This is a genomic window from Bartonella numerosa (assembly GCF_037070845.1).
Lineage (GTDB): Bacteria > Pseudomonadota > Alphaproteobacteria > Rhizobiales > Rhizobiaceae > Bartonella.
In genome coordinates this window covers 203,728-228,581 of the sequence record NZ_JAYMZI010000001.1, presented here as the reverse complement: position 1 = coordinate 228,581, position 24,854 = coordinate 203,728, and the positions used below count along the sequence as shown (strand labels likewise).

The 24,854-nt window shown below is 41.6% G+C and carries 19 protein-coding genes; 11 read left to right on the top strand and 8 right to left on the bottom strand.

Going from position 1 to position 24,854, the window contains the following annotated elements; translation table 11 throughout:
* The first annotated feature begins 3 nt into the window (after positions 1–3).
* Positions 4–978, top strand: coding sequence for a class 1b ribonucleoside-diphosphate reductase subunit beta (nrdF, locus tag WCP75_RS01025; RefSeq protein WP_336276392.1), 975 nt, complete (start codon positions 4–6; stop codon positions 976–978).
* Here nrdF and prmC read toward each other — a convergent pair.
* From prmC to secA, 4 genes are all read right to left on the bottom strand, one after another.
* The gene (gene prmC, locus WCP75_RS01020; RefSeq protein WP_336276391.1) at positions 975–1,841 is read right to left on the bottom strand and encodes a peptide chain release factor N(5)-glutamine methyltransferase; all 867 of its coding nucleotides are present in this window, start codon (positions 1,839–1,841) and stop codon (positions 975–977) included. The two genes, nrdF and prmC, sit on opposite strands and share 4 nt — an antisense overlap.
* Positions 1,838–2,917 (bottom strand): peptide chain release factor 1, encoded by a 1,080-nt coding sequence (gene prfA, locus WCP75_RS01015; protein ID WP_336276390.1) that lies wholly within the window; start codon positions 2,915–2,917, stop codon positions 1,838–1,840. The genes prmC and prfA overlap by 4 nt, the downstream gene beginning before the upstream one ends.
* 191 nt (positions 2,918–3,108) lie before the next feature.
* Positions 3,109–3,603: a Fur family transcriptional regulator gene (locus WCP75_RS01010; RefSeq protein ID WP_336276389.1), complete on the bottom strand. Its 495-nt coding sequence runs from the start codon at positions 3,601–3,603 to the stop codon at positions 3,109–3,111.
* Complete coding sequence (gene secA / locus WCP75_RS01005; protein ID WP_336276388.1) at positions 3,542–6,259, bottom strand: preprotein translocase subunit SecA; 2,718 nt, start codon at positions 6,257–6,259, stop codon at positions 3,542–3,544. The genes WCP75_RS01010 and secA overlap by 62 nt, the downstream gene beginning before the upstream one ends.
* A 441-nt stretch (positions 6,260–6,700) precedes the next feature.
* Here secA and WCP75_RS01000 point away from each other — a divergent pair, with 441 nt between their 5' ends.
* The 4 genes from WCP75_RS01000 (at position 6,701) to WCP75_RS00985 (ending at position 11,331) form a co-directional block, all read left to right on the top strand.
* A complete protein-coding gene (locus tag WCP75_RS01000; RefSeq protein ID WP_336276387.1) occupies positions 6,701–7,657 on the top strand; it encodes a peptidylprolyl isomerase in 957 nt (318 codons plus the stop codon).
* Positions 7,658–7,793: 136 nt separating this feature from the next.
* Positions 7,794–9,020, top strand: coding sequence for a bifunctional glutamate N-acetyltransferase/amino-acid acetyltransferase ArgJ (gene argJ / locus WCP75_RS00995; protein ID WP_336276386.1), 1,227 nt, complete (start codon positions 7,794–7,796; stop codon positions 9,018–9,020).
* Between the two features lie 124 nt (positions 9,021–9,144).
* The gene (locus WCP75_RS00990; RefSeq protein WP_336276447.1) at positions 9,145–9,558 is read left to right on the top strand and encodes a (deoxy)nucleoside triphosphate pyrophosphohydrolase; all 414 of its coding nucleotides are present in this window, start codon (positions 9,145–9,147) and stop codon (positions 9,556–9,558) included.
* 420 nt (positions 9,559–9,978) lie between these two features.
* Entirely contained in the window at positions 9,979–11,331 is a 1,353-nt protein-coding gene (locus tag WCP75_RS00985; RefSeq protein WP_336276385.1) for an L-cystine transporter, read from the top strand.
* Between the two features lie 18 nt (positions 11,332–11,349).
* Here the strand turns inward: WCP75_RS00985 and WCP75_RS00980 are convergent, their stop codons facing one another.
* Positions 11,350–12,234 (bottom strand): methyltransferase domain-containing protein, encoded by an 885-nt coding sequence (locus WCP75_RS00980; protein WP_336276384.1) that lies wholly within the window; start codon positions 12,232–12,234, stop codon positions 11,350–11,352.
* 259 nt (positions 12,235–12,493) lie between these two features.
* On the opposite strand from WCP75_RS00980, the gene WCP75_RS00975 reads away from it, so the two are divergent.
* Positions 12,494–13,213, top strand: coding sequence for a ComF family protein (locus WCP75_RS00975; protein WP_336276446.1), 720 nt, complete (start codon positions 12,494–12,496; stop codon positions 13,211–13,213).
* Between the two features lie 47 nt (positions 13,214–13,260).
* On the top strand, positions 13,261–13,518 hold the full coding sequence (gene grxC / locus WCP75_RS00970) for a glutaredoxin 3 (RefSeq protein WP_336276383.1): 258 nt from the start codon (positions 13,261–13,263) through the stop codon (positions 13,516–13,518).
* 25 nt (positions 13,519–13,543) lie between these two features.
* On the opposite strand, the gene ubiG is transcribed toward grxC, so the two are convergent.
* Positions 13,544–14,284: a bifunctional 2-polyprenyl-6-hydroxyphenol methylase/3-demethylubiquinol 3-O-methyltransferase UbiG gene (gene ubiG / locus WCP75_RS00965; RefSeq protein WP_336276382.1), complete on the bottom strand. Its 741-nt coding sequence runs from the start codon at positions 14,282–14,284 to the stop codon at positions 13,544–13,546.
* A 200-nt stretch (positions 14,285–14,484) separates the two neighbouring features.
* Between ubiG and WCP75_RS00960 the strand changes: the two genes are divergently transcribed.
* Entirely contained in the window at positions 14,485–15,741 is a 1,257-nt protein-coding gene (locus WCP75_RS00960) for an aspartate kinase (protein ID WP_336276381.1), read from the top strand.
* A gap of 647 nt (positions 15,742–16,388) precedes the next feature.
* On the opposite strand, the gene nhaA is transcribed toward WCP75_RS00960, so the two are convergent.
* Both nhaA and WCP75_RS00950 read right to left on the bottom strand, forming a co-directional pair.
* Positions 16,389–17,750 carry a Na+/H+ antiporter NhaA gene (gene nhaA / locus WCP75_RS00955; protein WP_336276380.1) on the bottom strand — a complete coding sequence of 454 codons (1,362 nt, stop codon included), beginning with the start codon at positions 17,748–17,750 and terminating at the stop codon, positions 16,389–16,391.
* Positions 17,751–17,872: 122 nt separating this feature from the next.
* Positions 17,873–19,567: an aq_1923 C-terminal domain gene (locus WCP75_RS00950; protein ID WP_336276445.1), complete on the bottom strand. Its 1,695-nt coding sequence runs from the start codon at positions 19,565–19,567 to the stop codon at positions 17,873–17,875.
* A 380-nt stretch (positions 19,568–19,947) separates the two neighbouring features.
* Here WCP75_RS00950 and WCP75_RS00945 point away from each other — a divergent pair, with 380 nt between their 5' ends.
* The 3 genes from WCP75_RS00945 (at position 19,948) to der (ending at position 24,449) form a co-directional block, all read left to right on the top strand.
* Positions 19,948–21,720, top strand: a complete 1,773-nt coding sequence (locus WCP75_RS00945; protein ID WP_336276379.1) for an SLC13 family permease — start codon at positions 19,948–19,950, stop codon at positions 21,718–21,720.
* Positions 21,721–22,345: 625 nt separating this feature from the next.
* Positions 22,346–23,017 (top strand): tetratricopeptide repeat protein, encoded by a 672-nt coding sequence (locus WCP75_RS00940; protein WP_336276378.1) that lies wholly within the window; start codon positions 22,346–22,348, stop codon positions 23,015–23,017.
* A gap of 4 nt (positions 23,018–23,021) precedes the next feature.
* Positions 23,022–24,449, top strand: a complete 1,428-nt coding sequence (gene der, locus WCP75_RS00935) for a ribosome biogenesis GTPase Der (RefSeq protein WP_336276377.1) — start codon at positions 23,022–23,024, stop codon at positions 24,447–24,449.
* The last annotated feature ends 405 nt before the right edge of the window (positions 24,450–24,854 follow it).

Genomic DNA, 24,854 nt, shown 5'->3' with positions numbered 1-24,854 from the left:
TGTATGACGAAGATTACGACCAAGAATCCTGTCGTGAGCGCTGTTAATTGGAATAAATTGCAGGACGAGAAGGATCTTGAGGTGTGGAACCGCTTAACTGGGAATTTTTGGCTACCCGAGAAGGTCCCGCTTTCTAATGATATTCCTTCGTGGTCGAGTTTGACAGAAGAAGAGCGCAGGCTAACAGTTCGTGTTTTTACGGGTTTAACTCTTCTGGATACAATTCAAAATACTGTGGGAGCCATTTCGCTTATGGCTGATGCGATAACAGAGCATGAGGAGGCCGTGCTAACGAATATTGCGTTTATGGAAGCAGTTCATGCACGTTCTTATTCTTCTATTTTTTCGACCCTTTGCTCAACGGTAGAAGTTGATGATGCTTTCAGGTGGTCAGAAGAAAATGTCCATTTACAAAGGAAAGCGCGGCTCGTGCTTGAGCGTTATGAAGGGGACAACCCATTAAAGAAAAAAATTGCTTCAACGTTGCTTGAAAGTTTTTTATTTTATTCTGGTTTTTATTTACCTATGTATTGGGCCAGTCGTGCGAAATTGAGTAATACGGCTGATTTGATTAGGCTCATCATCCGTGATGAAGCTGTACATGGTTATTATATAGGTTATAAATTTCAATTAGGGTTCGCAAAGCTTGATGAAACTAAAAAGCAGGAAATTAAGGATTTCGCGTTCGAACTGCTTTTCGATCTTTACAATATTGAATGCAAATATACTGAAGATCTTTATGATGATATTGGGTTAACAGAAGATGTCAAAATTTTTCTTCATTATAATGCGAATAAGGCTTTGATGAATCTAGGGTTTGAGTCCCTTTTTCCTCCTGAGGTTTGTCGTGTTAATCCAGCTATTTTGGCAGCTTTATCGCCGAATTCCGATGAGAATCATGATTTTTTTTCGGGAGCTGGTTCTTCCTATGTTATTGGTAAGGCGGTTGCTACTATGGATGATGATTGGGAATTCTAACGGTTGTGTGCGAAGAGGAGCGCGCGGGGTATATTGTTCAAGTCTCTGCGCACTTCCAGGCACTGGAAGCCGTTTCCTTCGAATAAGTTGCAAACTTCCTTGTCTTGGGAATGTCCAATTTCAACGGCTATGTGGCCGTTTTCTTTTAAGTAGTTTGTTGCTTCATGGACGAGCTTTCGATAGAAGTCGAGACCGTCTTTTCCGCCAATCAATGCGCGTAGTGGATCGTAGCAACGTACTTCCTTTGAGAGTTTCTCAATATCTTTTTCTGGAATATATGGTGGGTTAGAAATAATAAGATCAAACCGCCCTGTAACGGAGTCAAACCAGTCACTGAGAAGAGGTGTAAAGCGGTGAATGACTTTTGCGTTTTGCGCATTTTTTGTAGCTGTTTTGAGGGCATCTTCAGAAATATCGACAGCCACTGCGGAGGATTGAGGGATCTGTTTAAGAATGGCGATCGCAATTGCACCACTTCCTGTCCCCATGTCGAGTAGTAATGTCTTTTTTGATTGCTCCACCTGTTTTCTTAAAAATGGCAAAACGATGTCTACTAGCGTTTCTGTGTCAGGGCGCGGTTCCAATGTATCTCGAGATAATGAAAGGGATATACCGTAAAATTCTCGTGTTCCTATAATACGGTGAACGGGTTCGCCGGCAATACGTCGCTGTATTGCGTGTTCTAGTTGTGTCATTTGTTGAGGGGAAATGCGCATGTTAGGACGAGAGATTCTGTCAGATGCATCCGTTCCTGTTACCCATTCAACAAGTATCCTTGCATCAAGACTGGCCTCGGAAATTCCTTTATGACGCAATTCTTTTTTGGTTTTTAGGATGACATTATTGAGAAAACAGTCGTTCATCCATTATTATCCATTTCTGTGAGGAGAGTCGTTTGGTAATCAGAGATGAGAGCATTTATAAGCTCATCAAGGTCTCCCTCTATAATACTGTCAAGCTTGTATAGTGTGAGGTTGATGCGGTGATCGGTAACACGTCCTTGAGGGAAGTTATAAGTACGGATACGCTCTGATCTATCACCGGAGCCAACTTGGTTTTTACGTGACGCTGAGCGCTCATTTTCCGCTTTTTTTTGTTCAATATCGAATAGGCGTGCTCGTAAAATCTGGAGCGCACGTGCGCGGTTTTGGTGTTGTGACTTTTCTGCTTGTACAACCATAATGCCTGTTGGAATATGTGTAATTCGGACTGCCGAGTCTGTTGTGTTAACATGCTGTCCTCCTGCCCCTGACGCACGCATTGTATCGATACGAATATCCTCCGGCCGGATTTCAATGTCAATTTCTTCAGCTTCTGGAAGTACTGCGACGGTGGCAGCAGATGTGTGAATTCGTCCGCTTGTTTCTGTTTCGGGGACGCGCTGTACGCGATGAATACCAGATTCAAACTTCAGTTTAGAAAATACCCCTTGTCCTGAAATGGTAGCAATAATTTCTTTATATCCACCAACCTCGCCTTCATTAAGTGAGATAACTTCGACTTTCCATTTGTGGGCGTTGGCATAGCGTTCATACATGCGGAAAAGGTTACCGGCAAAAAGCGCTGCTTCCGATCCGCCTGTTCCTGCTCGAATTTCGATAATAGCGCTTTTTTTATCAGCAATATCTTTTGGTAAGAGAAGAATTTGGAGCTCTTTTTCGAGCTGCTTCCTTTTCTGAAATAATAGTGGAAGCTCTTCTTGAGCAAGATTGCGCATATCTGCGTCTGTTAGTTTATCATCGATCATAGCTTCTAGCTCTTTAATTTCTGCGTAAAGAGCGTTTAGAATTTGTATAGAGGCAACAATTGGTTGTAATTCTGCATATTCGGAAGCTAGCTTCACATAAACTTCAGCGTCAGGATTTTGAGCCATTTGGCTTTCAATTATTTCAAAGCGCTTTTCAAGTTGTTTCATACGATCTTGTGGCAAAGAAACCATGACAATACTAGCCTAATTTGTTATAATATTCTCGTTATAGTGTTGGTGATCAATCTTTTCATAGCATCATATAAAAGGCGGTAATAAAGCAGGAAAGCTTTTTTGCCAACGGGGACTGCGTGTTTTACATTGAATTTATACAAATCTGACTTACGGGGAGGGGATTAGGCTTTGCGTACGATCCCTGGAGGTCAGGGGTTGCGCTTTTTCCCGTAAAGCTCAAGTCGGTGGTGTATGATGTCGTAACCAAGGGATTTAGCAATCTCTTCTTGCAAATATTCGATGACATCCGATTGAAATTCTATGACTTTTCCCGTTTCTATATCGATTAGATGATCGTGATGTTTTCCGTCTGCTTGTTCGAAACGAGACGGTCCGCCGTTGAAAGTATGGCGATGAATTGTCCCATTTCCTTCTAATGTTTTCATAGTTCGGTAGACTGTTGAAAGTGAAATAGTCGAATCCATTTTGTTGGCGCGTTGAAAAATTTCAAATGCGTTTGGGTGGTCGTCTGTATCGGTTAAAACATCGAGAATAATGCGCCTTTGACGGGTTACTCTCAAACCTGCGGTGCGTAACTCTTTCTCGTAATTTCGCTTTTTATGCATTTCAATCATTTTCTTTTCAGACAAAGGATCCATGACAATGTTTATATTTTTTCTCTGAACCACAAGGACAAAGCTCATTGCGTCCAACTTTCCCCCATGTAGTTAAATCGCTTGGATCACGATCTTTAGAGTGAACGAGCTTATTTTCTCGCGATTGCGCCCACGAGACCGGATCATTTCCTTTTTCTTGGTTGTTAATAGAAGAATGATTTGCATCGGTTTGTGTGAGCGGCGGCGATTCTGAAGGCTGCTGAATGATTTCAAAGCGCATAAGTTTAGAAGTAACGTGCCTGCGCAAATTTCTGAGCATGGTTTGAAAAAGTTCAAATGCCTCTGTCTTGTATTCGTTAAGGGGGTCTCGTTGTGCATAACCACGAAAACCAATAACAGAACGCAGATGCTCTAAATTTACCAAATGTTCGCGCCACAATACGTCGATGGTCTCAAGCAATACAGCTTTTTGAAAATAAGCCATAACCTCCGGAGGGTAGCGTTTAGCACGTTCATTTTCAAGCTGGATAACAGCGTCAAAAATTTTCTCCAATAATTGCTCTTGAGCGATCCCATCTTCTTTCCCCCATTTCTTGACTGGGAGCTCAAGGTTGAAGAGTTGGCGAAATTCCTCTTGTAGAGTTTTTAAGTCCCACTTTTCAAAATACGTCCCCGACGGTATATAGGTCTCCACTAAATCCTCTACCACTTCGTTGCGCATTTCAAGGATCATTTCGGCCAAATCATTCGCGTTCATAATTTCCATACGCTGTTCAAAAATAACTTTGCGTTGGTCATTCATGACGTCGTCGTATTTTAATAAATTTTTGCGAATCTCGAAGTTTCGAGATTCAACTTTCTTTTGGGCTTTTTCAATGGCTTTATTAATCCACGGATGGATGATCGCCTCATTTTCTTTCAATCCAAGCTTTTGCAGCATGCTGTCCATACGATCAGAACCGAAAATACGCATGAGATCGTCCTGAAGAGAGAGAAAAAATTTTGATCGACCAGGGTCACCTTGGCGACCGGAGCGACCGCGGAGTTGGTTGTCAATACGACGGCTTTCGTGGCGTTCAGTTGCAATGACATAGAGTCCGCCAGCGGCTAGTGCTTTTTCTTTGAGTTTCTGGACGTCTTCTTTTATTTTTTTGATTTCGGCTGTTCGTTCTGATCCTTCGGGCATATCTTGTAATTCTTGTCGAATACGCATCTCGACATTACCACCTAGTTGTATATCTGTGCCGCGGCCAGCCATATTTGTTGCAATGGTTAAAGCTCCTGGAACTCCTGCCTGTGCAATGATATACGCTTCTTGCTCGTGATATCGGGCATTCAGGACTCTAAAATCGTTAATACCTTCCTTTCGCAAACGTTCTGCTAATTGTTCTGATTTTTCAATGGATGTCGTACCAACGAGGATAGGTTGTCCTTTTGCATGCGCCTGACGAATATCATGTACGATGGCACGATATTTCTCTTCCGCAGTCCTATAAATCTCATCATCTTCATCCCGACGTTGTATTGGTAAATTTGTGGGAACTTCGATAACATCAAGATCGTAAATATTACCGAATTCTTCTGCTTCTGTTGCAGCAGTTCCGGTCATGCCGGATAATTTCTTATACATACGAAAATAATTCTGGAAAGTGATGGAAGCTAATGTCTGATTTTCTGGTTGGATAGCAACGTGTTCTTTGGCTTCTAATGCTTGATGAAGGCCTTCAGAATAGCGCCTCCCTGGCATCATACGGCCTGTAAATTCATCAATGATAACAACTTCATTATTGCGGACGATGTAGTCTTTGTCACGGACAAACAGTTTATGGGCTTTTAGGGCGTTATTTATGTGATGGACAATAGCAACATTTTCTATGTCGTAGAGACTTCCGCTTTTTAGATGACCAGATTTCTCGAGCATCTTTTCAATTTTTTCAGTACCAATTTCGGTAAAAGTTGTCGTCTTTTGTTTTTCATCTATTTCGTAATCTTCTGCGATCAAGGCAGGAATGAATGTATCAATGAGGTTATAAAAATCTGTACGATCTTCTAAAGGTCCTGAAATAATAAGGGGGGTACGTGCTTCGTCAATGAGGATGGAGTCGACTTCATCAATTATCGCGTAATTATGCCCACGCTGGACCATTTTGCTGCGATCGAACGCCATATTATCGCGAAGATAATCAAAACCTAATTCGTTATTTGTCGCATATGTGATGTCGCACGCATACGCTGCCTGACGGGCATCGTTATCAAGATCATGGAGAATCACACCGGTTGTTAGCCCCAAAAATTCATAGATTCTACCCATGGTTTCGGCATCACGACTGGCAAGATAGTCATTTACTGTAACGACATGAACACCTTTTCCTTCTAATGCGTTGAGATAAACTGGGAGTGTTGCCATCAACGTTTTACCTTCACCGGTGCGCATTTCAGCTATACTCCGTTCATGAAGAACCATTCCACCGATAAGTTGCACATCGAAAAGACGCATATTATAGACACGCTTTACTGCTTCACGAATAGTCGCAAAAGTCTCTGGCAAAAGCGAGTCAGCGGTTTCACCTTCAGCCAGTCGCTTACGAAACTCATCGGTTTTTTGGCAGAGTTGCGTATCACTCAATTTTTGGAATTGTTCTTCCAAAGAGTTAATTTTTACGACCCTTTGGCGAAAGGCCTTAAGACGGCGCTCATGAGCCGAACCAAAAAATTTACGTGCAAAAACGCCTAAACCGACCATTCCTGGTCCTTTCTCTTATTTGTTACAACCATAGTTGGATGCTCCATGCACATTATCCCCATCTTTTCCACTTTCCAAGAGACTTCATGTTGAATGTATATGGTGTTTGTTTGCTTGTCGGTGCATAATCATTTACCTCAATTATCAAAGTAGAAATAAGAGGATAAACGCATCGTGTCAACTTCAGTAATACCATTTAATTAGTGCGCTATAGAGTAATTTATGATATGATGTAACGTAATATGGCGGCGTCCTGTGTGGTTGCATTTTTATTGTTGTAGATTTACTATTGTAGAGGTCTAAAGTGGGGCGAACCAAAGTAGAGGGGCGGTTTGTCTTTTTTTTACACAAAGTTATCGATTTGTCTATGCTTAGAGATTTAAAGTGTTATGATGGAATAACAGAATCTCGAACGTGTATTTGTCTTTAAGGAGCATATTTATGAAATTCAACTTTATCACGCTGTTTTTGACATCGACTTTACTAGTAAGCTCAAATTTGGGGGTGGTGGCTAAGGAAAGCGTGACGTCCGGATCGAATGATTTAAAGGCTTTGGAGAAAGCTTCTGAAAAGAAAATTCCTCCTTCTCATATTATGGCGGTCATTGATGGAAAGAATATTACGGCTGGGCAATTAGATGAATTAGCGCTCGAGATAAATCCAAATTTAGCAAATATCCCAGATGAACAACGCCGTATAACAGTTTTAAAGGCCTACTTGGACATGCGTGTTCTCACTAAAGCGGCAATCAGCAAAGGCATTGATAAGACTGCAGCTTACGATAAGCGTATGGCAATTATGCGAGACAATGTACTTCAGCAGCTTTATTTTAAGCAGATGGTTGTTGATCAGATTTCGGATGCTGATTTAGTAGCGCTTTACGATAAAGAGGTTGCTGCTTTGCCTAAAGAGGATGAAATTAGAGCGCGCCACATTTTAGTGAAAACAAAAAAAGAGGCGCAAGACATCATTAAGCGTTTGAATAAGGGTGAGAATTTTGAAGAGATTGCGAAAAAAAGCTCAACGGATGGTTCAGCCGCCGTTGGGGGGGATCTTGATTATTTTAGCCACGGCCAAATGGTTAAGCCTTTCGAGGATGCTGCGTTTGCCTTGAAAGTCGGAGAGTACACTAAAAATCCTGTTGAAAGCCCTTTTGGATGGCACGTTATAAAGGTAGAAGATCGTCGTCTGAAGCAGCCTCCTGTATTTGATGATGTGAAAGAGATGTTGCGTACGCAGCTCATAAAAGAGCGTTACCAAAAGCTCATTACCGATTTACGCAGTAAAGTGGATGTAAAGTATCCTGATGCTCATATTGCAGAGCTTATGAAGTCACTTAATAAAAACGATGTGCCGTTGTTGGGTGAGCCGTCTGATGACGATGAAGAAGAGGAATAGTATTTTTCAGTTGGGCATCTTGATGTGCTGGCTTTATCTAAGAAGTCTGGATTCTGTCTGTTGGGTTCCTGCTTAGTGGGGATGTCTTGTTGCGTTGGGCGTGGTTTTTTATTGGCAACACATTTTGGATGTATGAATGCTTTCTTTGTCTTCTCCGAAAATACAAGAGCTTCCGCCGTTGTCTGGCGTTCGGATAGCAACGGCTGAGGCTGGAATTAGGTATGAGGGTCGTACGGATCTCCTTTTTATTATATTCGATGTACCAGCAAACGTGGCGGGTGTTTTTACGCGCTCAAAATGTCCATCCGCTCCTGTAGAGCACTGTCGTGTGTCTCTTCCTCATGGGGTTGCTAGGGGTGTTGTTGTTAATTCCGGGAATGCTAATGCTTTTACGGGGCGCAAAGGTAGGCAAGTAACGGATGCGATAACGCGCGCTGCAGCACGTGTTTTAAAGGTTAAAGAAAATGAAATTTTTGTAGCCTCTACTGGCGTTATTGGGGAGCCGATGGATGCTTCCTATGTTGTGAATCTTTTACCAAATATGGTGGAGAGAGCAGAAGAAGGAAACTGGTTGGAAGCTGCGAAGGCTATTATGACGACAGACACGTTTCCGAAACTTGCTACGCGCAGCTTTGGTTGTGGGGGGGAGGTTGTCACCATTAATGGGATTGCGAAGGGATCTGGTATGATCGCGCCAGATATGGCAACGATGTTATCCTTTGTGGTGAGTGATGCGGCGATTTCTTCGGATATACTCCAGTCCATGTTATCAGAGGCAGTTCAGGGTTCTTTCAATTCGATAACTGTTGATAGTGATATGTCTACGTCGGATACATTGATGATGTTTTCAACAGGGCAGGTAAAAGGGAGTTTTCCCTGCCTTACGAGCAAGTCTGATCCGCGCTATGACGTATTTGTGAAGCAATTGAGCGGACTTTTGCTTGAGCTTGCCTTACAAGTTGTTTGCGATGGCGAAGGGGCTCGTCATTTAATCGAAGTTAATGTAATTGGTGCTACAACAGACGATGCTGCTAAGACTATTGCCCTATCAGTTGCAAATTCACCGCTTGTAAAAACAGCAATTGCTGGTGAGGACGCTAACTGGGGACGAGTGGTTATGGCAGTCGGTAAGGCAGGCGTCGAGGTAGATCGTGATTTGTTGACTATTTGGTTTGGTGAACATCGCTTGGCTGTCAATGGTGAGCGTGATCCTGAGTATAGTGAAGAGACAATAGGTGCTTATATGCAGGGAAAACATATCGCGATTCGTATCGATATTGGCCTAGGAAATGGTAAGGCGACTATTTGGTCTTGCGACTTGACAAAGGAGTACGTTATGATCAACGGTGATTACAGAAGTTAATAGATTTACTGTAGGTTTGGTATCAAGCGCTCTGCGCTCGTCGCAGAAGGTTGTTGTGGGCTCTCTCTTTGGAGTGGGTGTCTTTGGTAGAAAGAGTGATTATTGTTTCTGTTTGAGGGGTGGTATGCGTGTAGAAAGTTCGCTTCTTCTCGTTGTTGCGTGTGCGTTATTGGATAAAGATAATCGCGTTTTGCTTGCAGAGCGTCCTCAAGGGAAGCCGATGGCCGGTTTGTGGGAATTTCCCGGTGGAAAGATTGAACGAGGTGAAACTCCAGAGGCATCGCTGATTCGTGAATTAGACGAGGAGCTTGGTATTCATGTTTCAGAAAGTAATTTGTTTCCCCTGACATTTGTAAGCCATGGCTATGAATCATTTCACCTTTTAATGCCTCTGTATCTTTGTTCTCACTATGAGGGTGTTGTGCACGGGCGAGAAGGGCAAAATCTGAAATGGGTTTTTATTGGTGATCTTGATCACTGTTGTATGCCTGATGCTGATAAGCCATTAGTTCCAGTATTAAAAAATCTTCTATCCTAATCTGTTTATGAAAAGGAAGGAACATTTGCGGAGAAAAAGTATTTTCTTTTCATATTATGTTCATTACAAGGGTAGGTTCTGGAATTTGTTTGAGGGAGAGGTATTTCGGTTCATCGTTGGAGGTTCCCCTATTTTCGCGTGTTTGGCTGCGGGGTTTCCATTATTGCGCTTCTACTACAAGTCCGATATTGAGGTCAAATGAGGAAGCTCGGGGAGGGTTGCTATTTGTTGGAAGCATTTTGTTTTAGAATGAGACTCCGTCGATAGCAGGAATAACCAAGAATCCTCATCTATATAACTTTTGATGCAGAAATTTATAAAGTTTTGACGGGTTTTGTATTTTTTTCAAAATACTATGAATTGATTTTGAGTTATGCGTTATTTTCATTCTTAGGAGAAACGATAAGATAGGCATGAGCAATGGCATTTGATTTTTTCGTTAATTTATTTCTGTTTGTGATTTTTTTATTTTTGATTTCTCAAAGTAAAAAAATGAAATGGAGCCTTTCACTGCGCGTTATGCTAAGTCTCATTCTTGGCCTGGGTTTTGGGAGTGTCTTGCAAGTTGTTTACCGGGAGAATGGGATCACTTTACTAAATTCTGTTGAATGGTTTAATATAGTCGGAGATGGTTATGTCTCGTTGTTAAAAATGCTTGTTATGCCATTGATCCTTACTTCTATTGTTTCGGCAGTTGCTCATCTACACTCTGTTTATGATATTGGTAAAATTAGCGTTTCTTCAATTTCTATATTGCTCCTTACAACAGCCATTTCAGCTTTGATTGGTGTCTTTGTCGCTAACTCTTTCGGATTAACAGCTGGGGGATTGATAAGCGGAGATGAAAATATTTCCGCTGTTTTTCCCCATGCTCTTCAATTAGAAAATATGAGTATGCCGAAGATGATTTTATCCTTTATTCCTGAAAATCCGTTTGCTGAATTAGGGGGAGTGAAGCGAGAATCGGTTATCAGTGTTGTTATTTTTTCAGCGTTTCTGGGGGCTGCAGCTATTTTTTTAAAAAAAGATGATCCGGATAAAGGAGAAAAAGTTCTTTTATTTATTCAAGTTGCACAAGCATGGATTATGCGATTGGTTCGTGTTGTAATTTCTTTAACGCCTTATGGTATTTTCGCGCTTACAACGAAATTAGGAGCGACTTCGAATGTTGCAGATATTTTTAAATTACTGATTTTTGTTATTGCTTCTTATGTCGGTATTATTTTTATGTTTGGAATCCACGGTGTGTTGCTTGGCATATCAGGCATTAATCCGTTTCGCTTTTTTAAGAAGGTATTGCCTGTTTTGATATTTGCTTTCAGTAGTCGTTCAAGTGCTGCAACTATTTCTCTAAATATCGATGCACAAACACGTCAAGTTGGTGTACCGCAGTCGATCGCAAGCTTTGCAGCTTCTTTTGGGGCAACAATTGGGCAAAATGGTTGCGCGGGACTTTATCCAGCTATGCTTGCTACCATGATAGCGCCTTCTGTTGGCATAAATCCTTTCGATTTTACTTGGATTGCTACCCTCGTTGGTGTTGTAACGCTAAGCTCTATCGGCGTTGCTGGTGTTGGCGGTGGTGCTATTTTTGCTGCATTTATTGTGTTGCCAATTATGGGGCTACCTGTTTCTTTGATTCCTGTGCTTATTTCCATAGAACCCTTGATTGATATGGGGCGTACAGCTTTGAATGTAAGTGGCTCAATGTTGGCTGGAACTGTGACGAGTCAGATTTTACGTACAACAGATAGGAGCATTTTTAGAAAGTAGTTATTATATTGGGGGGGATCATGGTTTTTCCGGTTGTTTTCCCAAAACATCTGTGAGGGATATTTGGGCTGAACCTGGGTGCATGGGTTTTTGTTGGTCTTTGTGAGGAGCCCAACCAGAAAGCCAAATAAAAGAAAAATGTGCGCGGATGCGTCCATCAGGATCACTAAAGCGTTCTGCATATATTTCGGAGGCACGAAGAAAAAAACGCTTTGATACGGGACGCCGTGATCGATTAATGAGTGCATTTTGCATTCCCATGGCTTTAATGTCGTGCATGAGATCGAATATTGTATTGTAGCGTACAGTGATATCTTCAATATCTACGACAGGGAAGGCGAAACCAATGCGCTGCAAAAGGGCTCCCGCATCGCGAATATCCGCGAAAGGGTAAATTCTAGGGCTTGCTCCGTTGTAGAGCTCAATTTCGGCTTGTAGTAGGCATTCACGTAATTCGGTTAGTGTACCAGCTCCAGCCATAACGCCAAGAAATAAGCCATCTGGTTTAAGGGTGTTTCTTATTTGATAAAGGACGCTGGGGGTATCATTGGTTAATTGTAGTGAAAGAAGCGAAACGATAAGGTCACAATAATGCTCCGGAAAATCGAGGAACTCTCGGTGACGTAAATGAAATTTTTTATTACGACTCCCGTAGAGTACGTCAGTTTCAACGCGTTCTACGCAACGGACTTTCCCTGACTTCATTAAAGCTTGCACAGCAAGTTCGGTATGGCTATGTAGGTCCAGGCCAAGTGTAAACAGGCGATTAACAGTACCCAAACGTTTACAAAGGTCATCTGCCATGCGGGATAACAGGAAATCATACCCCGTTTTTACTTTTTTGAAGGCACGTTTACGGTATTGTTCAATACGAGCATAGTCGAAAATTAAAGGATGTGGCACGTCGTTTAATACTTCCCATCTATAGTATTACAGTATATTTTAAAAAGGCTCATTTTTACGCGAACCATGTCAAATTCTTGATGTAAAAAGTAGACTATGGAAAATGAGAGCTTTTAAAGCAACCCAATTTTATAAATCAAAGGGCGCAAAGGGAATTTTTTTGTATGTAGAAGTTGTAAAATTTTAAATTAGCTACGCTGTGTTTTTTTTAAATAGCTTTAGGCGAGGGGGTGTATTGGGTAAATTCATTGAATTCTTTATGACAATTCTATATCCGTCAATTTGTCCTGGATGTAAACGAACGGTTTCTTCTTATGGTACGGTTTGTTCTGAATGTTGGAAAGATCTTCAATTTATCACAAAGCCTTATTGTCCTATTATGGGGATTCCTTTTGTTTGCGATATGGGTGATGGCTTTCTTAGTGGTCAAGCCATTCAGAATCGTCCTCCTTTTTCGCGCGCCCGTTCGGCTATTATTCATAAAGGTCTGGCAAAACTTTTGGTGACGCGATTGAAATATGGTGATCGTACAGAACTAGCGTCTTTTATGGCCGATTGGATGGTGTTTGCTGGGCGTGAGGTTATTGAAGGTTGTGATGTCATCATTCCCATTCCGCTGCATTTTCGGCGTTTTTGGGGACGGTTCTATAATCAATCTGCTGAGCTTGCTCGCTGTATTGCAAAAACGCAGAAAAAAGCTTTTAGGCCTGGTTGGCTCGTGCGCCGTAGATATACGCGCCCGCAAGTTAGTTTATCTGTCGGGGAGAGAAAATTAAATATGTCGAATGCTTTTGAGGTTCCCTGTAAAGCTAGAGGACATCTGAAGGGATGTTCTGTTTTGTTGATTGATGATGTGTTCACGACAGGTGCGACAGTCACAGCGGCGGCTGCAACATTAAGGCGTGTTGGTGTGCGGCAGGTTGACGTTTTAACGTTTTCGCGCGCGTTGGAGGAAGCTTCAGTTTTTCCTCACTCTTGAAAGATTATTTAGGAATTGGTATTGGAAATTATTGGAGGATGATAATTGTGCATGAGATCGTACTTTATACGCGTCCAAATTGTCCTTATTGTGTGAAGGCGCGTGATTTGCTTGATAAAAAGGGGGTACAGTATACGGATATCGACGCGTCGACTTCTTTTCGCCAGGAAATGGTCAAGAAAGCAAATGGTCGTAATACGTTTCCGCAAATTTTCATAGGTGGTTATCACGTTGGGGGTTGTGATGATCTTTATGATTTAGATGCCGAAGGTAAGCTAGATCCTTTATTGAAGACTGTGCGGTAATGCAGTGGATTGTACGCGGTTCTCACTAAAAACGTCTTGCCAGAAGAAAGTAGTTGACGTCCATGTCTCGCGAGCGATTCCAGCTATCGTTTATTGGATTGTATGTTATGCCTATTTCATCGGTTACAGTGAGGGCATTTTCTGATAGGATTTTTTTGAGCTCATGTGGTTTTAGGAATTTTTTATAGTCGTGAGTTCCTTTAGGAAGCCAGCGTAGGATGTATTCAGCTCCTATGATGGCTAGCCCCCATGCTTTCCACGTGCGGTTGAGCGTTGAGATAAACATCAGTCCTCGTGGTTTGAGCATTGTTGCTGTGGCTGCTATAAAAAGCTTAACATCAGAGACATGCTCAACAACTTCCATATTGAGGATTATATCGAATTGTTCTCCCTCATCGGCTAATGTTTCTGCAGTGGCATTACGGTAATCAATTGAAAGACCGCTTTGAGCTGCGTGGGTTTTTGCAACCTCGATATTGGTTTGTGCAGGATCGGCTCCTACAACTGTAGCACCGAGACGTGCCATTGGTTCGCATAGTAAACCACCTCCACATCCAATATCGAGAACTTTTAAATTTTTGAATGGTGAAAGTGAAGCGGGATCGCGATTCAATGTTAGGCAAATTTTTTCTTTAATATACGCGAGGCGTGTTGGGTTAAATTGATGGAGTGGTCGAAATTTTCCCTGAGGATTCCACCATTCAGTGGCAATCTGCGAAAAGTGATCAATTTCATTCTGATCAATTGTAGTACGTGTCTCATTCATTTCATCATTCTCCTTTTTTATTTTTAATGACCAAGTCAGGTGAATTTTACTTAAAGTCAAGGAAAATTAACACACACATATCGGGCTTGCGTAAGGGATAGATATTCTGATATGCCAAAACCTTGTTTGTTGGTGCATTGGAAAGACCTCATTCTTCATCGCCATTAGAAATAGGAAATGCAAAAGTAAGAGTATTATTGATGACACGTATTGTCATGAAATTTGGTGGAACATCTGTAGCGAATGTTGAATGTATTCATAATGTTGCGCGGCATATTAAAAGGGAGGTAAATGCAGGTAATGAGGTTGCTGTCGTTGTATCAGCAATGGCTGGTAAAACCAATGAACTTGTTCAGTGGGCGCATGACACTTCACCAACGTATAAAGATGCTTGTGAATATGACGTGGTTGTTTCTTCTGGCGAGCAGGTAACTGCAGGTTTGTTGGCTCTCACGCTCAAAGCTATGGGAGTTAATGCTCGTTCATGGCTTGGCTGGCAGATTCCTATTCACACCAATAGCGCACACGGTGGCGCGCGTATTACGAATATTGATGGATCTTTTTTAATACGGTGTTTGCAAGAGGGGCAAGTAGCTGTTGTTGCTGGTTTTCAGGGGTTAGCTCCAGGAAATCGGGTTGCTACTTTGGGACGTGGTGGATCAGATACGAGCGCTGTTGCAGTGGCAGCTGCTATACAGGCTGAACGCTGTGATATTTATACAGATGTAGATGGTGTTTATACGACTGATCCGCGCGTAGAACCTAAGGCTCGTCGTTTAGCGAAAGTGGCCTTTGAAGAAATGCTTGAGATGGCTTCTCTTGGAGCAAAAGTTTTGCAAGTTCGTTCCGTTGAGTTGGCTATGGTTCATAAAGTTCGTACTTTTGTGCGTTCAAGCTTTGAAGATCCAGATGCTTTGGGCGCGGGTGATCCGATAAGTTTTTCTGGGACGCTTATTTGTGATGAGGATGAAATAGTGGAACAACAGAATGTTACCGGTATTGCTTTTGCTAAGGATGAAGCGCAGATTTCATTGCGTCGACTCGCGGATTGCCCTGGGATATCTGCAGCAATTTTTGGTCCTTTGGCTGAAGCGTACATCAATGTTGATATGATTGTGCAAAATACTTCTGAAGATGGTTCAACAACTGATATGACTTTTACTGTCCCATCGGCAGATGTTGATAAGGCTGTTGAGCTTCTTAAGGAAAATCAAAAAGAAATAGGCTTTGATGTTATTCAGTTTGAAAGTGGTCTTGCGAAAGTGTCTGTTATCGGTATCGGAATGCGCAGCCACGCAGGTGTTGCTGCTACAGCATTTAAAGCTTTAGCCGAAAAAGGTATTAATATCCAGGCAATTACTACATCAGAGATTAAGATCTCCGTTTTAATTGATAGCGCGTATACTGAACTTGCTGTGAGGACATTACATGCTGTTTATAAATTAGATAAAGGGTGAATGTTTTTTGTTCTAGGAAGTTTTTGAACCGTTAATATTTATGTGTAGCGCGATATATGGTGGTGTTGGTGGGATCAGTGTGGAAGGCGGTAGTTGCTGAAGAGGAAGTATATTGCGCCGATTCCTGATTGCGTATTTCAAAGGGGTATCTTTGTAAATTCTCATTTTAATTGCGTGTTCAATGAAGTTCAGTTTCGTTGGACTTTTGGTGCTGCTGCAAAAAAATACGGCTTACAGACAATTTGTTATGCCGACATTTTATCTTCAAACAGGGATTTAGAGTGATACGCTGTGCAGTAGCCTCTTTCCCGTAGTGTAGAAGATTTCAGTTTGTACAATATGTGAAAAAATTTCTTCCTTATGTTAATCTCGTGCGGAGGAGCGGGTAGGGTGTTCGAAGTTTTTCTCTACAAAAAGTACGCAACTTTTATAGGTTTTTTTTAGTGATTATAAGGTTGGGATATCCAAGTGATATCCAAGTAAGATTTTAAACAATATATAGTCTTTTCTTTTCAGAATAGCCATAGAAACAGGACACAGTGGGGTTTTTGTTACTCATTCGCGCAATCGTAATACGCCCAATACAGCAGATTAGGCTAAATTGCTTCCAAGATAAAAAAATTGAGGCGAAATACGATTGGTTTAATTCATTGGGAACTGCGAGGCATTTTTTTGCTGCCTTTGATACAAATAAGCCCGTACCCAAGACCGATGAGAGCGGATAAACCAGATCCACACAATACTCCAATTTTCGCAGCGTCAAGCAGGATGATGTTTTTAAAAGCAAGCATTGAGACGAAGATAGACATTGTAAAGCCAATTCCGGCCAACAGTCCGATTAACAACATGTTTGCCCATGTTATATTAGAGGGTAAGCGGCACAACCCCGATTTTACGGCTAGATAGCTTGCGGTAATAATGCCGAGAGGTTTACCAACAGACAGACCGGAAACGACACCGAGTATAATTAAGGATGATTTGTCGGCAGAAAGGTCAAAGTTCGCAAAACTAACACCCGCATTTGCAAAAGCGAAGACGGGCATGATACCATAAGCAACCCAAGGGTGCAATATTGCCTGTATGCGTATTACTGGTGCGATCATGTCGCGCTGTCCTTTGCGCATTTTTTTTAACGCATTTGAGATATGATGTACGTCTGTTTTTGCATTTTTCTCTTGAAGAACTTGCATTGCATTTCTTAGTATTGTGAGTGGAGCTACAAGGGTGCGGGTAGGGTGAACAGGGGTCATCATGCCCAGAATGACACCGGCGAGTGATGGATGAGCACCCGTTACCATTAAACCCCACCAGATGATTGTGCCCGGAAAAATATAAATCCACGCTGACGCAAGCCCGATCCATTGAAAAAAGAACACTAAAACAATTCCGGCCGCCGCAATGGCCAAACCGCTGGGGTCAATGCTGGCTGAATAAAAAAAGGCGATAATGAGAACTGCGATAATATCATCAATAATTGCCAAGGATAGAAGAATAATATGGAGATTGGAAGGAATTCTTTTTCCAAGAAGGGCAAGGATGCCAAGAGCGAAAGCAATATCTGTAGCTGTTGGCACTGCCCAGCCATGAGTGTGTCCACCATTTAAGTTGAAACCAAGATAAATAATTGCAGGGAGACAAACTCCACCTACGGCTGCAATAATTGGCAAAACTGCTTGTCTAAAATCAGCGAGGGCACCTTCATGAATTTCTCGCCGAATTTCCATACCGGCTACGAGAAAAAAAACCGTCATGAAAACGTCATTCACCCAAAAGTGTAGGCTCCACGAGAGGGAAAAGTTACCAAAATTAAAACCAAGATACGTATGCCAAAAAGCTTCATAGAGAGGCGAGTATTGGGAGTTGGCAAAAATAAGTGCAGCAGCTGCTGCCAGCAAAAGGACAATGCCACTCAGAGATTCAATATGGAGAAAACGCTCAATAGCAAAAAGTGCCTGATTTGTGACACGGGAAGCGCGGTTAGGCAAATGCTTTGAAGATAAATCAGACATAAACAACTCCAAATATTAACAACGTTATTAATGTACATCCCCTATACAAACAAACGCATAGAGCGCCATCATACCATATGAAAGAAAAAAAATAGAAATAAAATTCTTAGTTTATGGTAAGGTTATAAGGGTGAAGACTCATTCTCGATGGTCAAGTTCATTTTACTCAAAACTGCTGACAAATTATTTTGTAGATCCGCTCCTAAATCGGCTATTCTGAGGCCTTTTTCATCTTTTGTTGTTATCTTGATCGTTAATGTCTTCGGATTTTTAGCGAAATCGCCAAGAGACTTTGAAACAATTTCGGTTTTGTCACTATTTTTTAGTAATAATTTGGGACTCTGTGTCATTATCAAGTAAAAATCATCATAAAGTTCTTTTTTGAGATCGTATTTATCGTCATTAAACTTTTGTGCGAGATGGGAAAATAGGTGATCAATGAGCCCGGCATCCGTATAGCGTACACTAGCTTCAGTTATGCAAAAATTTTGAAAAGAAGCGATCATCACATTCTTTTGTCCGGAGAAGACTTCTTCGTCAACGCCGCTAATTCTGGCAGATATTTCTCCGGATCCGATGTCTTTCATATCGAAAGAAACTACATTAAGGGAAATTGCGCGCTTTTGCTCATCGTATGAAATATCAAGTTTTCCTGACAGGATCAGCTGTTCAAAATTCACGTTTTTGAGGAAATCTAAATCCTCTCTTTCTATTTCTCCGGGCACGACCGAAAAATTATCAAGAGATAACAGAAGCTTTTTGGGTACGGGCCGTTCCCACTGACTTGGTTTAAACTGAAATGAATCGAACTTTGCTTTTAACTGTGGCGTGTTGATGGAAAATTTATCCATTTTGGCATCAATTGAGGTAACTGCGAGTAGAGCATCCATGAAAGCGGCATTTCGCACCGTTTTTTGGGCTGTTTTGTTACCTTTTTTCTTTGCACTGAGGTACGCTCTTATCAATTTTTCAGGTGCTTGTTTGAGCGTTTTCATTTTCAAACCAGATGTCTTAAATCTGCCAAGGGAGAAAGAGGTACTCTTTTCTTTTCCTTTAAAAATATCCACTATCGTATCATCTAGAGCGATAAGGCCGGTGATGGTTTTTCCTTGATTAGTGAAGTTGCTTCTTCCGAAAAAAACAGAATAGGCGTAGCGGATATCAATATCGCGCGCTTTTATTGCATTACTTCTCGCGACTATATGTATTGGTTGCGCACCATTTGCAGCTGTTGTTCCAAGATTCATTGTTTCGACGTCAACGGAATAGATGTGTCCATTTTTTAAGCCATAAAGTTGAAGATTTTTTACCTCAATTTTATCGGTTAATTTATTTTCATTTTCTATAGAAATCAGCATACTTGGCGCTACAATTGATGAGAGTTTAACGCGTGTAATAAATTGTAAAAAGCGGGATGCAACCGTGGTATCGTTTTTCTCCAATGATACGCTGTTAATAGAAATTTTGGGGATTCTTACGTGGATATTATTGTACTTTAAATCGACGTCATAAAGTGTAAAAGTTCCAGGGATAAATGCGATAGGCGGGCGGGCTGAAAGTGCACCAATCCTAAGTGACATGTTCGCGGGCATGGGAATAGTGACGTTTCTCAGGTTAACTTTACCTATAACGCTAACTTCGGACCTTATTGCTTTTATGGAATGTCGAGCTATCTCTCGTTTTACAAAATCGTCAAGGTGGGGCTTTGCTATATAAAAACCGCCAACAATTATGATTGTCAAAATAGCTACAAATCCAACAATACACGCCAGCCAATATTTTAGATTTTCTTTGTATTCACTATTAAAATCGACCATCATTTCTTCTTTCGTCTTTAGCACTATACACAGGGGTTCAGGCTTTCTTTAGGCAACAACAAGAGCTCAGACAGAGTAGACGCGTTCCAGTTAAGTAGCTGTCTTGTTTTTCGTGCTTTTTTGACATGTAAAATCATCTTCTCCTGTTTTTCAATATGATTTTATTGATTGTTATTATTTTCTTGAGTTCCAGTATGTTATGAAAAGGCCATCTAATATGTAAAATGGGTATGTGTTGATCATGATTTTGTTTATAATATTAATCGTTCTTAAAGCATACTCATTTCCGCTTTTATCTTGTTGCCTTTTATTAAGGACAGTTAAGAATTAAGAAGGTGTGTTATTGTTCATTGTAATTTAATGGGGAGAGGATGGGTATTATGACAGAAGATCAAATGATGGCTTTTTTGATCATCGGTTCTATGATGGTTGTTTTTATCTGGGATCGATTTCGTTATGATGTTGTTGCTGTTTGTACATTGTTGATCGCTTCTGTCGTTGGTCTTGTCAGCCCAAAGGAGGCGTTTAGCGGTTTTAGTAATGACATTGTGATCATTGTGGGTAGTGTGTTCGTCGTCAGTGCTGCCATATCACGTTCTGGTATAATGGAGTTTATCATCCAGCGGGTATGGCCGGACGTTAAGTCAGTACGCCTTCAATTGGCTTTTTTAGTTACTTCTGTGATGTCGTTATCAATGTTCGTTAAAAATATTGGTGCTTTGGCTATCATGCTTCCAATTGCTTTCCAATTTGCCCGCCGTTCTCAGGTTTCTCCTTCTGTTTTTTTAATGCCAATGGCATTTGGTTCTTTATTGGGTGGTCTTATGACGCAGATAGGGACTTCTCCCAATGTCGTTATCTCGGCCATGCAAGAACGTTTAGCAGGGACTCCTTTCACTATGTTTGATTTTACACCAGTTGGTGCAGCAGTTGCTACTGCTGGTGTATTGTATCTAGTTTTTTTTTCGTGGCGTTTGCCTGCGCGTGTGCGTTCGGGCGCATCATTTGATGATGTCATTGACATTCGTAACTATATTTCTGAAGTGTGTATCCCAGCTAATTCACCGATCGTGGGGAAAACCATTGTTGATCTCGTTAAGCCATCAGGTGGTGAAGTTATGGTGATTCAAGTTATCAGAAATAAAGTGTTTATCTCTCCGCTTCCGGATTTTATCCTTTCTGAAAACGATATTGTTTTGTTAGAAGGGTCGCATACGGGCCTGGATAGTGTGATTAATTCTTCTCGTTTAACGTTTTCTTCTGGTCGCGCTATTCCTACGGGAGACAAAGACGGTGATGTTGATATCATTGAGGCAGTTATTACGCATAATTCCCCCCTCATTGGCATTAGTGCCAGAGAGTTCTCGTTGTTTGATCGTTACGATGTGAATTTGCTCGCGCTCAGTCGTCAGCATGAAAGGGTTCGGGGGAGGCTTGGTGATATTGATTTTCATCTTGGAGATGTGATTATTTTACAGGGGCAGGATGCGATCATTCCAAATTTATTACGCGAATTGAAGTGTTTTCCTTTAGCAAAACGCAATATCATGTTTGGAAATTTGCGGCATGGCATCATATCCTTGATTATTCTATGTGTAGCAATTACTTTTACGGCTTTTCAGATTGTTCCTGTGGCATTTTCTTTCTTTTCTGCAGCGGTTGCGATGGTTCTTTTTCGTGTTTTACCGGCGCGTGACTTATATCAAGCATTAGATGGACAAATATTGGTATTGTTAGCCGCCCTTATTCCGGTGAGTGAAGCATTGGAGAAGACAGGTAGTACGGACCTCATCGGTTACTGGCTTAGCCAATTGGCGGTGTTTCTGCCGCCATCCGGCGCATTGGCGCTCATGTTGGTTACAGCAATGCTAGTGACGCCATTCTTGAATAATGCGGCGACGGTGATGATGGTAGCGCCGATAGCGTCAAGTTTTGCCCATTCCCTTCATTATAATCCTGAGGCTTTCTTGATGGCAGTTGCAATCGGCGCTGGGTGTGAGTTCCTTACACCTATCGGGCATCAGTGTAACATGCTCGTCATGGCGCCAGGAGGATATCGTTTTAGCGATTATCCGCGTTTGGGGGCGCCGTTGGCTTTATTGGTGGTAATTGTCTCTGTTCCAATGCTGATGTGGATTTGGCCATTGCAGTGAAATGACTCTGCAATTTTAGATATAATAAATTTTGACAAAGTTTTTAAAGATCGTTCATAGAATGCATTTAAGTTTAAACAGTGTGTTTTTCTTTTTACCAGTGTGTTTCTGAGAGTTCAGATCGTGTCGCTTAGGAACTCAGATTTTATGCATTGGATAGAGCCTTTCATTTATTTTGTTTCAGGTGTTTCAATCATAAAAAATTTGATCAATATCCTTTCCGGAGTTGTTTATGAATTAGCTTATTTTGGTAATTCTATAATGGATATTTTCTAAATACGATGCGACTGTTTTCTCAGCTTCAGGGAATTGTTTAATTTGTGTGCGTTTTGTGAGGTTTTGAACAGTGTTATTTGAATTGTAGGGCGATGAGTTTTCAAAATTAAGGTGATGGTAGTTTTTGTATTTTGAAAAATTAGATGTTGACTATGTATAAAATTTGCAATTCAATCTGAAAGGTTGGGCTATTTTTGATTAATTTTGTCATGAAGGTCCGCTTATACGGGTTCTCGTTGGTTTTTGGATAATGGGCTGACAACTTGAAAATTTTCGGTTAATGAGAAGTGCTGCCGTCGTTCGTTTGTTGCGTAAAAGCGCAGGAGTTGATTTTTTAAGGTATGATAGTATGTCGTATGATAGTTTTATCGCTGAAGTTAATACAGAATTTCGTCAAGAAAAGGCTCTCGCTTTTTGGAGGCGATATGGTTTTTCGATTGTTGTTGCGATTATCGTTTTTATATTAACGGTGGCTGCTTATCAAATCTATCACTATGAACAAACGAAGAAGGCGGGCCATATTGGTGAGATGTTTATGAAGGGCCTCGATCTTGCGGATGCACACCATTTTGATGAAGCAATGAGGCAGTTAGAAGATGTTAAGTCGACCAACTTTGGGGGATATCCCTACCTTGCTCGTTTGCGTGAAGCTTCCTTGCTGATGGAGCAAGGCAATATTGCTAAGTCGGTGGAGGTTTTTGATGCAGTTGCAGCTGATGAAAGAGCGCCGCAAATTTTGCGGAGAGTGGCAAAAATCCGGGCTGCTTATATTTTAGTCGATGCGGGAACCCTTGATGATGTCAAAAAGCGCGTTGAAGACATGGCTAATGACGCGGATCCTATGCGTATGTCTGCAAGAGAGGCTTTGGGTTTAGCGGCTTATAAAGCTGATAGAATAGATGATGCGGTTTATTATTTTCGAAAAATTTCTGAAGACGATGTTTCAAGATCAAAAATAATGGATCGGGCACAAATTATGCTCGAGCTTATTCAAGCTGAAGGTAGAATGAGTAGGGGATGAGTTTATGGTCCTCACCGTTGCTATAGTTGGTCGGCCTAATGTCGGGAAGTCGACGCTGTTTAACCGCTTAGTTGGGAAAAAATTGGCTTTGGTTGATGATAAGCCTGGTGTAACGCGTGATCGGCGTGTTCATGAGGCTAAGCTTCAGGATTTGCGTTTTGACGTCATTGATACTGCTGGATTGGAGGAAGCGGGCGATCACACTCTTGAAGGTCGTATGCGCTTTCATACGGTGGCCGCTGTCGATGAAGCAGACCTCATTTTGTTCATGTTTGATGCGAAGAGTGGAATAGTATCTGGTGATCTCAATTTTGTTCCACTTGTTCGCAAATCGGGAAAACCGGTCGTACTCGTTGCTAATAAATCCGAATCAAAAGCAGCAATGGGGGGGGAATATGAGGCTTGGTCGTTGGGTTTAGGGAATCCTTGTTTGATATCTGCCGAGCACGGCTTGGGTCTTTCGGATCTTCGCGATGCAATTGTGAATGCTCTCGGCGAGGATAGAGCCTTTATGTGCGAAAATAAGGAGCAACAGGTTGCTACACAATTTTTGTTTGTTGATAATGATGCGGGCGGTTTTCAGGGACGGGAGTCTTCTTACGATGAAAATAAACCTATTCGGGTTGCAATTGCTGGTCGTCCAAACACAGGAAAGTCGACCCTCATCAATAGTATGTTGGGGCAGGATCGGTTGTTAACAGGACCTGAAGCAGGACTTACACGCGATTCCATCTCAGTGAATTGGGAGTGGCGCGGTTGCCGTATTAAGCTTTTTGATACTGCAGGTTTGCGTCGAAAGTCAAAAATTCAGGAAAAATTAGAAAGACTCTCCGTTGCGGATACTTTGCGTGCTATCCGTTTTGCAGAGGTTGTTGTCATTGTTTTTGATGCGACCATTCCATTTGAAAAGCAAGATTTACAGATCGCTGATCTTGTGATTCGCGAGGGGCGTGTTCCTATTATTGCTTTCAATAAGTGGGATATTATCGAAGATCGTCAGACAAAGCTGGTTGATTTACATGAAAAATGTGTTCGCCTCCTTCCTCAGATTCGTGGCTTGAGGGCCGTTCCTTTATCCGGCCAATATGGCCAAGGGATTGATAAACTCATGGAAAATGTTATGATGATGCACCGAGTTTGGAATCGCCGTATTCCCACAGGAAAGTTGAATCAGTGGATTGAAACTGTCGTTGCACACCATCCGCCTCCTGCGGTATCTGGACGTCGGCTTAAGATCAAATATGTAACACAAGTTAAAGCGCGTCCCCCTGAATTTGTCATTTCCTGCTCTCGATCGAAGGTTATGCCTCAATCATATTTGCGCTATCTTTCTAATGGATTGCGCGATGCGTTTGGTATGTCGGGTATACCTATTCGTATATCGTTACGGACATCTAAAAATCCTTTTGCGGCGCGTTCAAAAAAGGGATGATTCTTTTATTGTTAGAGCCGATTAAATTGCAAGGTAAGAGTTGATTTTTGGCGTTTTTTTGTTTTGTAAGGTGTTTTGCTGTTTTATCGTAAAAAGAGCGATAGTGGTTGGTGAACAGAAGTGTCCTCATTCGTGTTTGTCTATGAGGAGAATAAGGGGGTGTGCTGGTCGTGTTAAAGTTTTCTTTTAACTTCGGTTGTGTTTGTGGAGTTGTGTGTAAAAATAAATGAATTCTTGCTTGGGGTGCGGGTTTTGTTCGTTTGTCATTGGTTGAGTGCGAAGGGAGAGAGTGGACGCGAGCGTTTTTTTTATGCGATAAATTGTGATAGACTCGTTTTGGCAGCTTGACGAATAAATTTGATAACAATATGTTGTCGTTGGCTTTTAGGGTGTGTTCTAACCTTG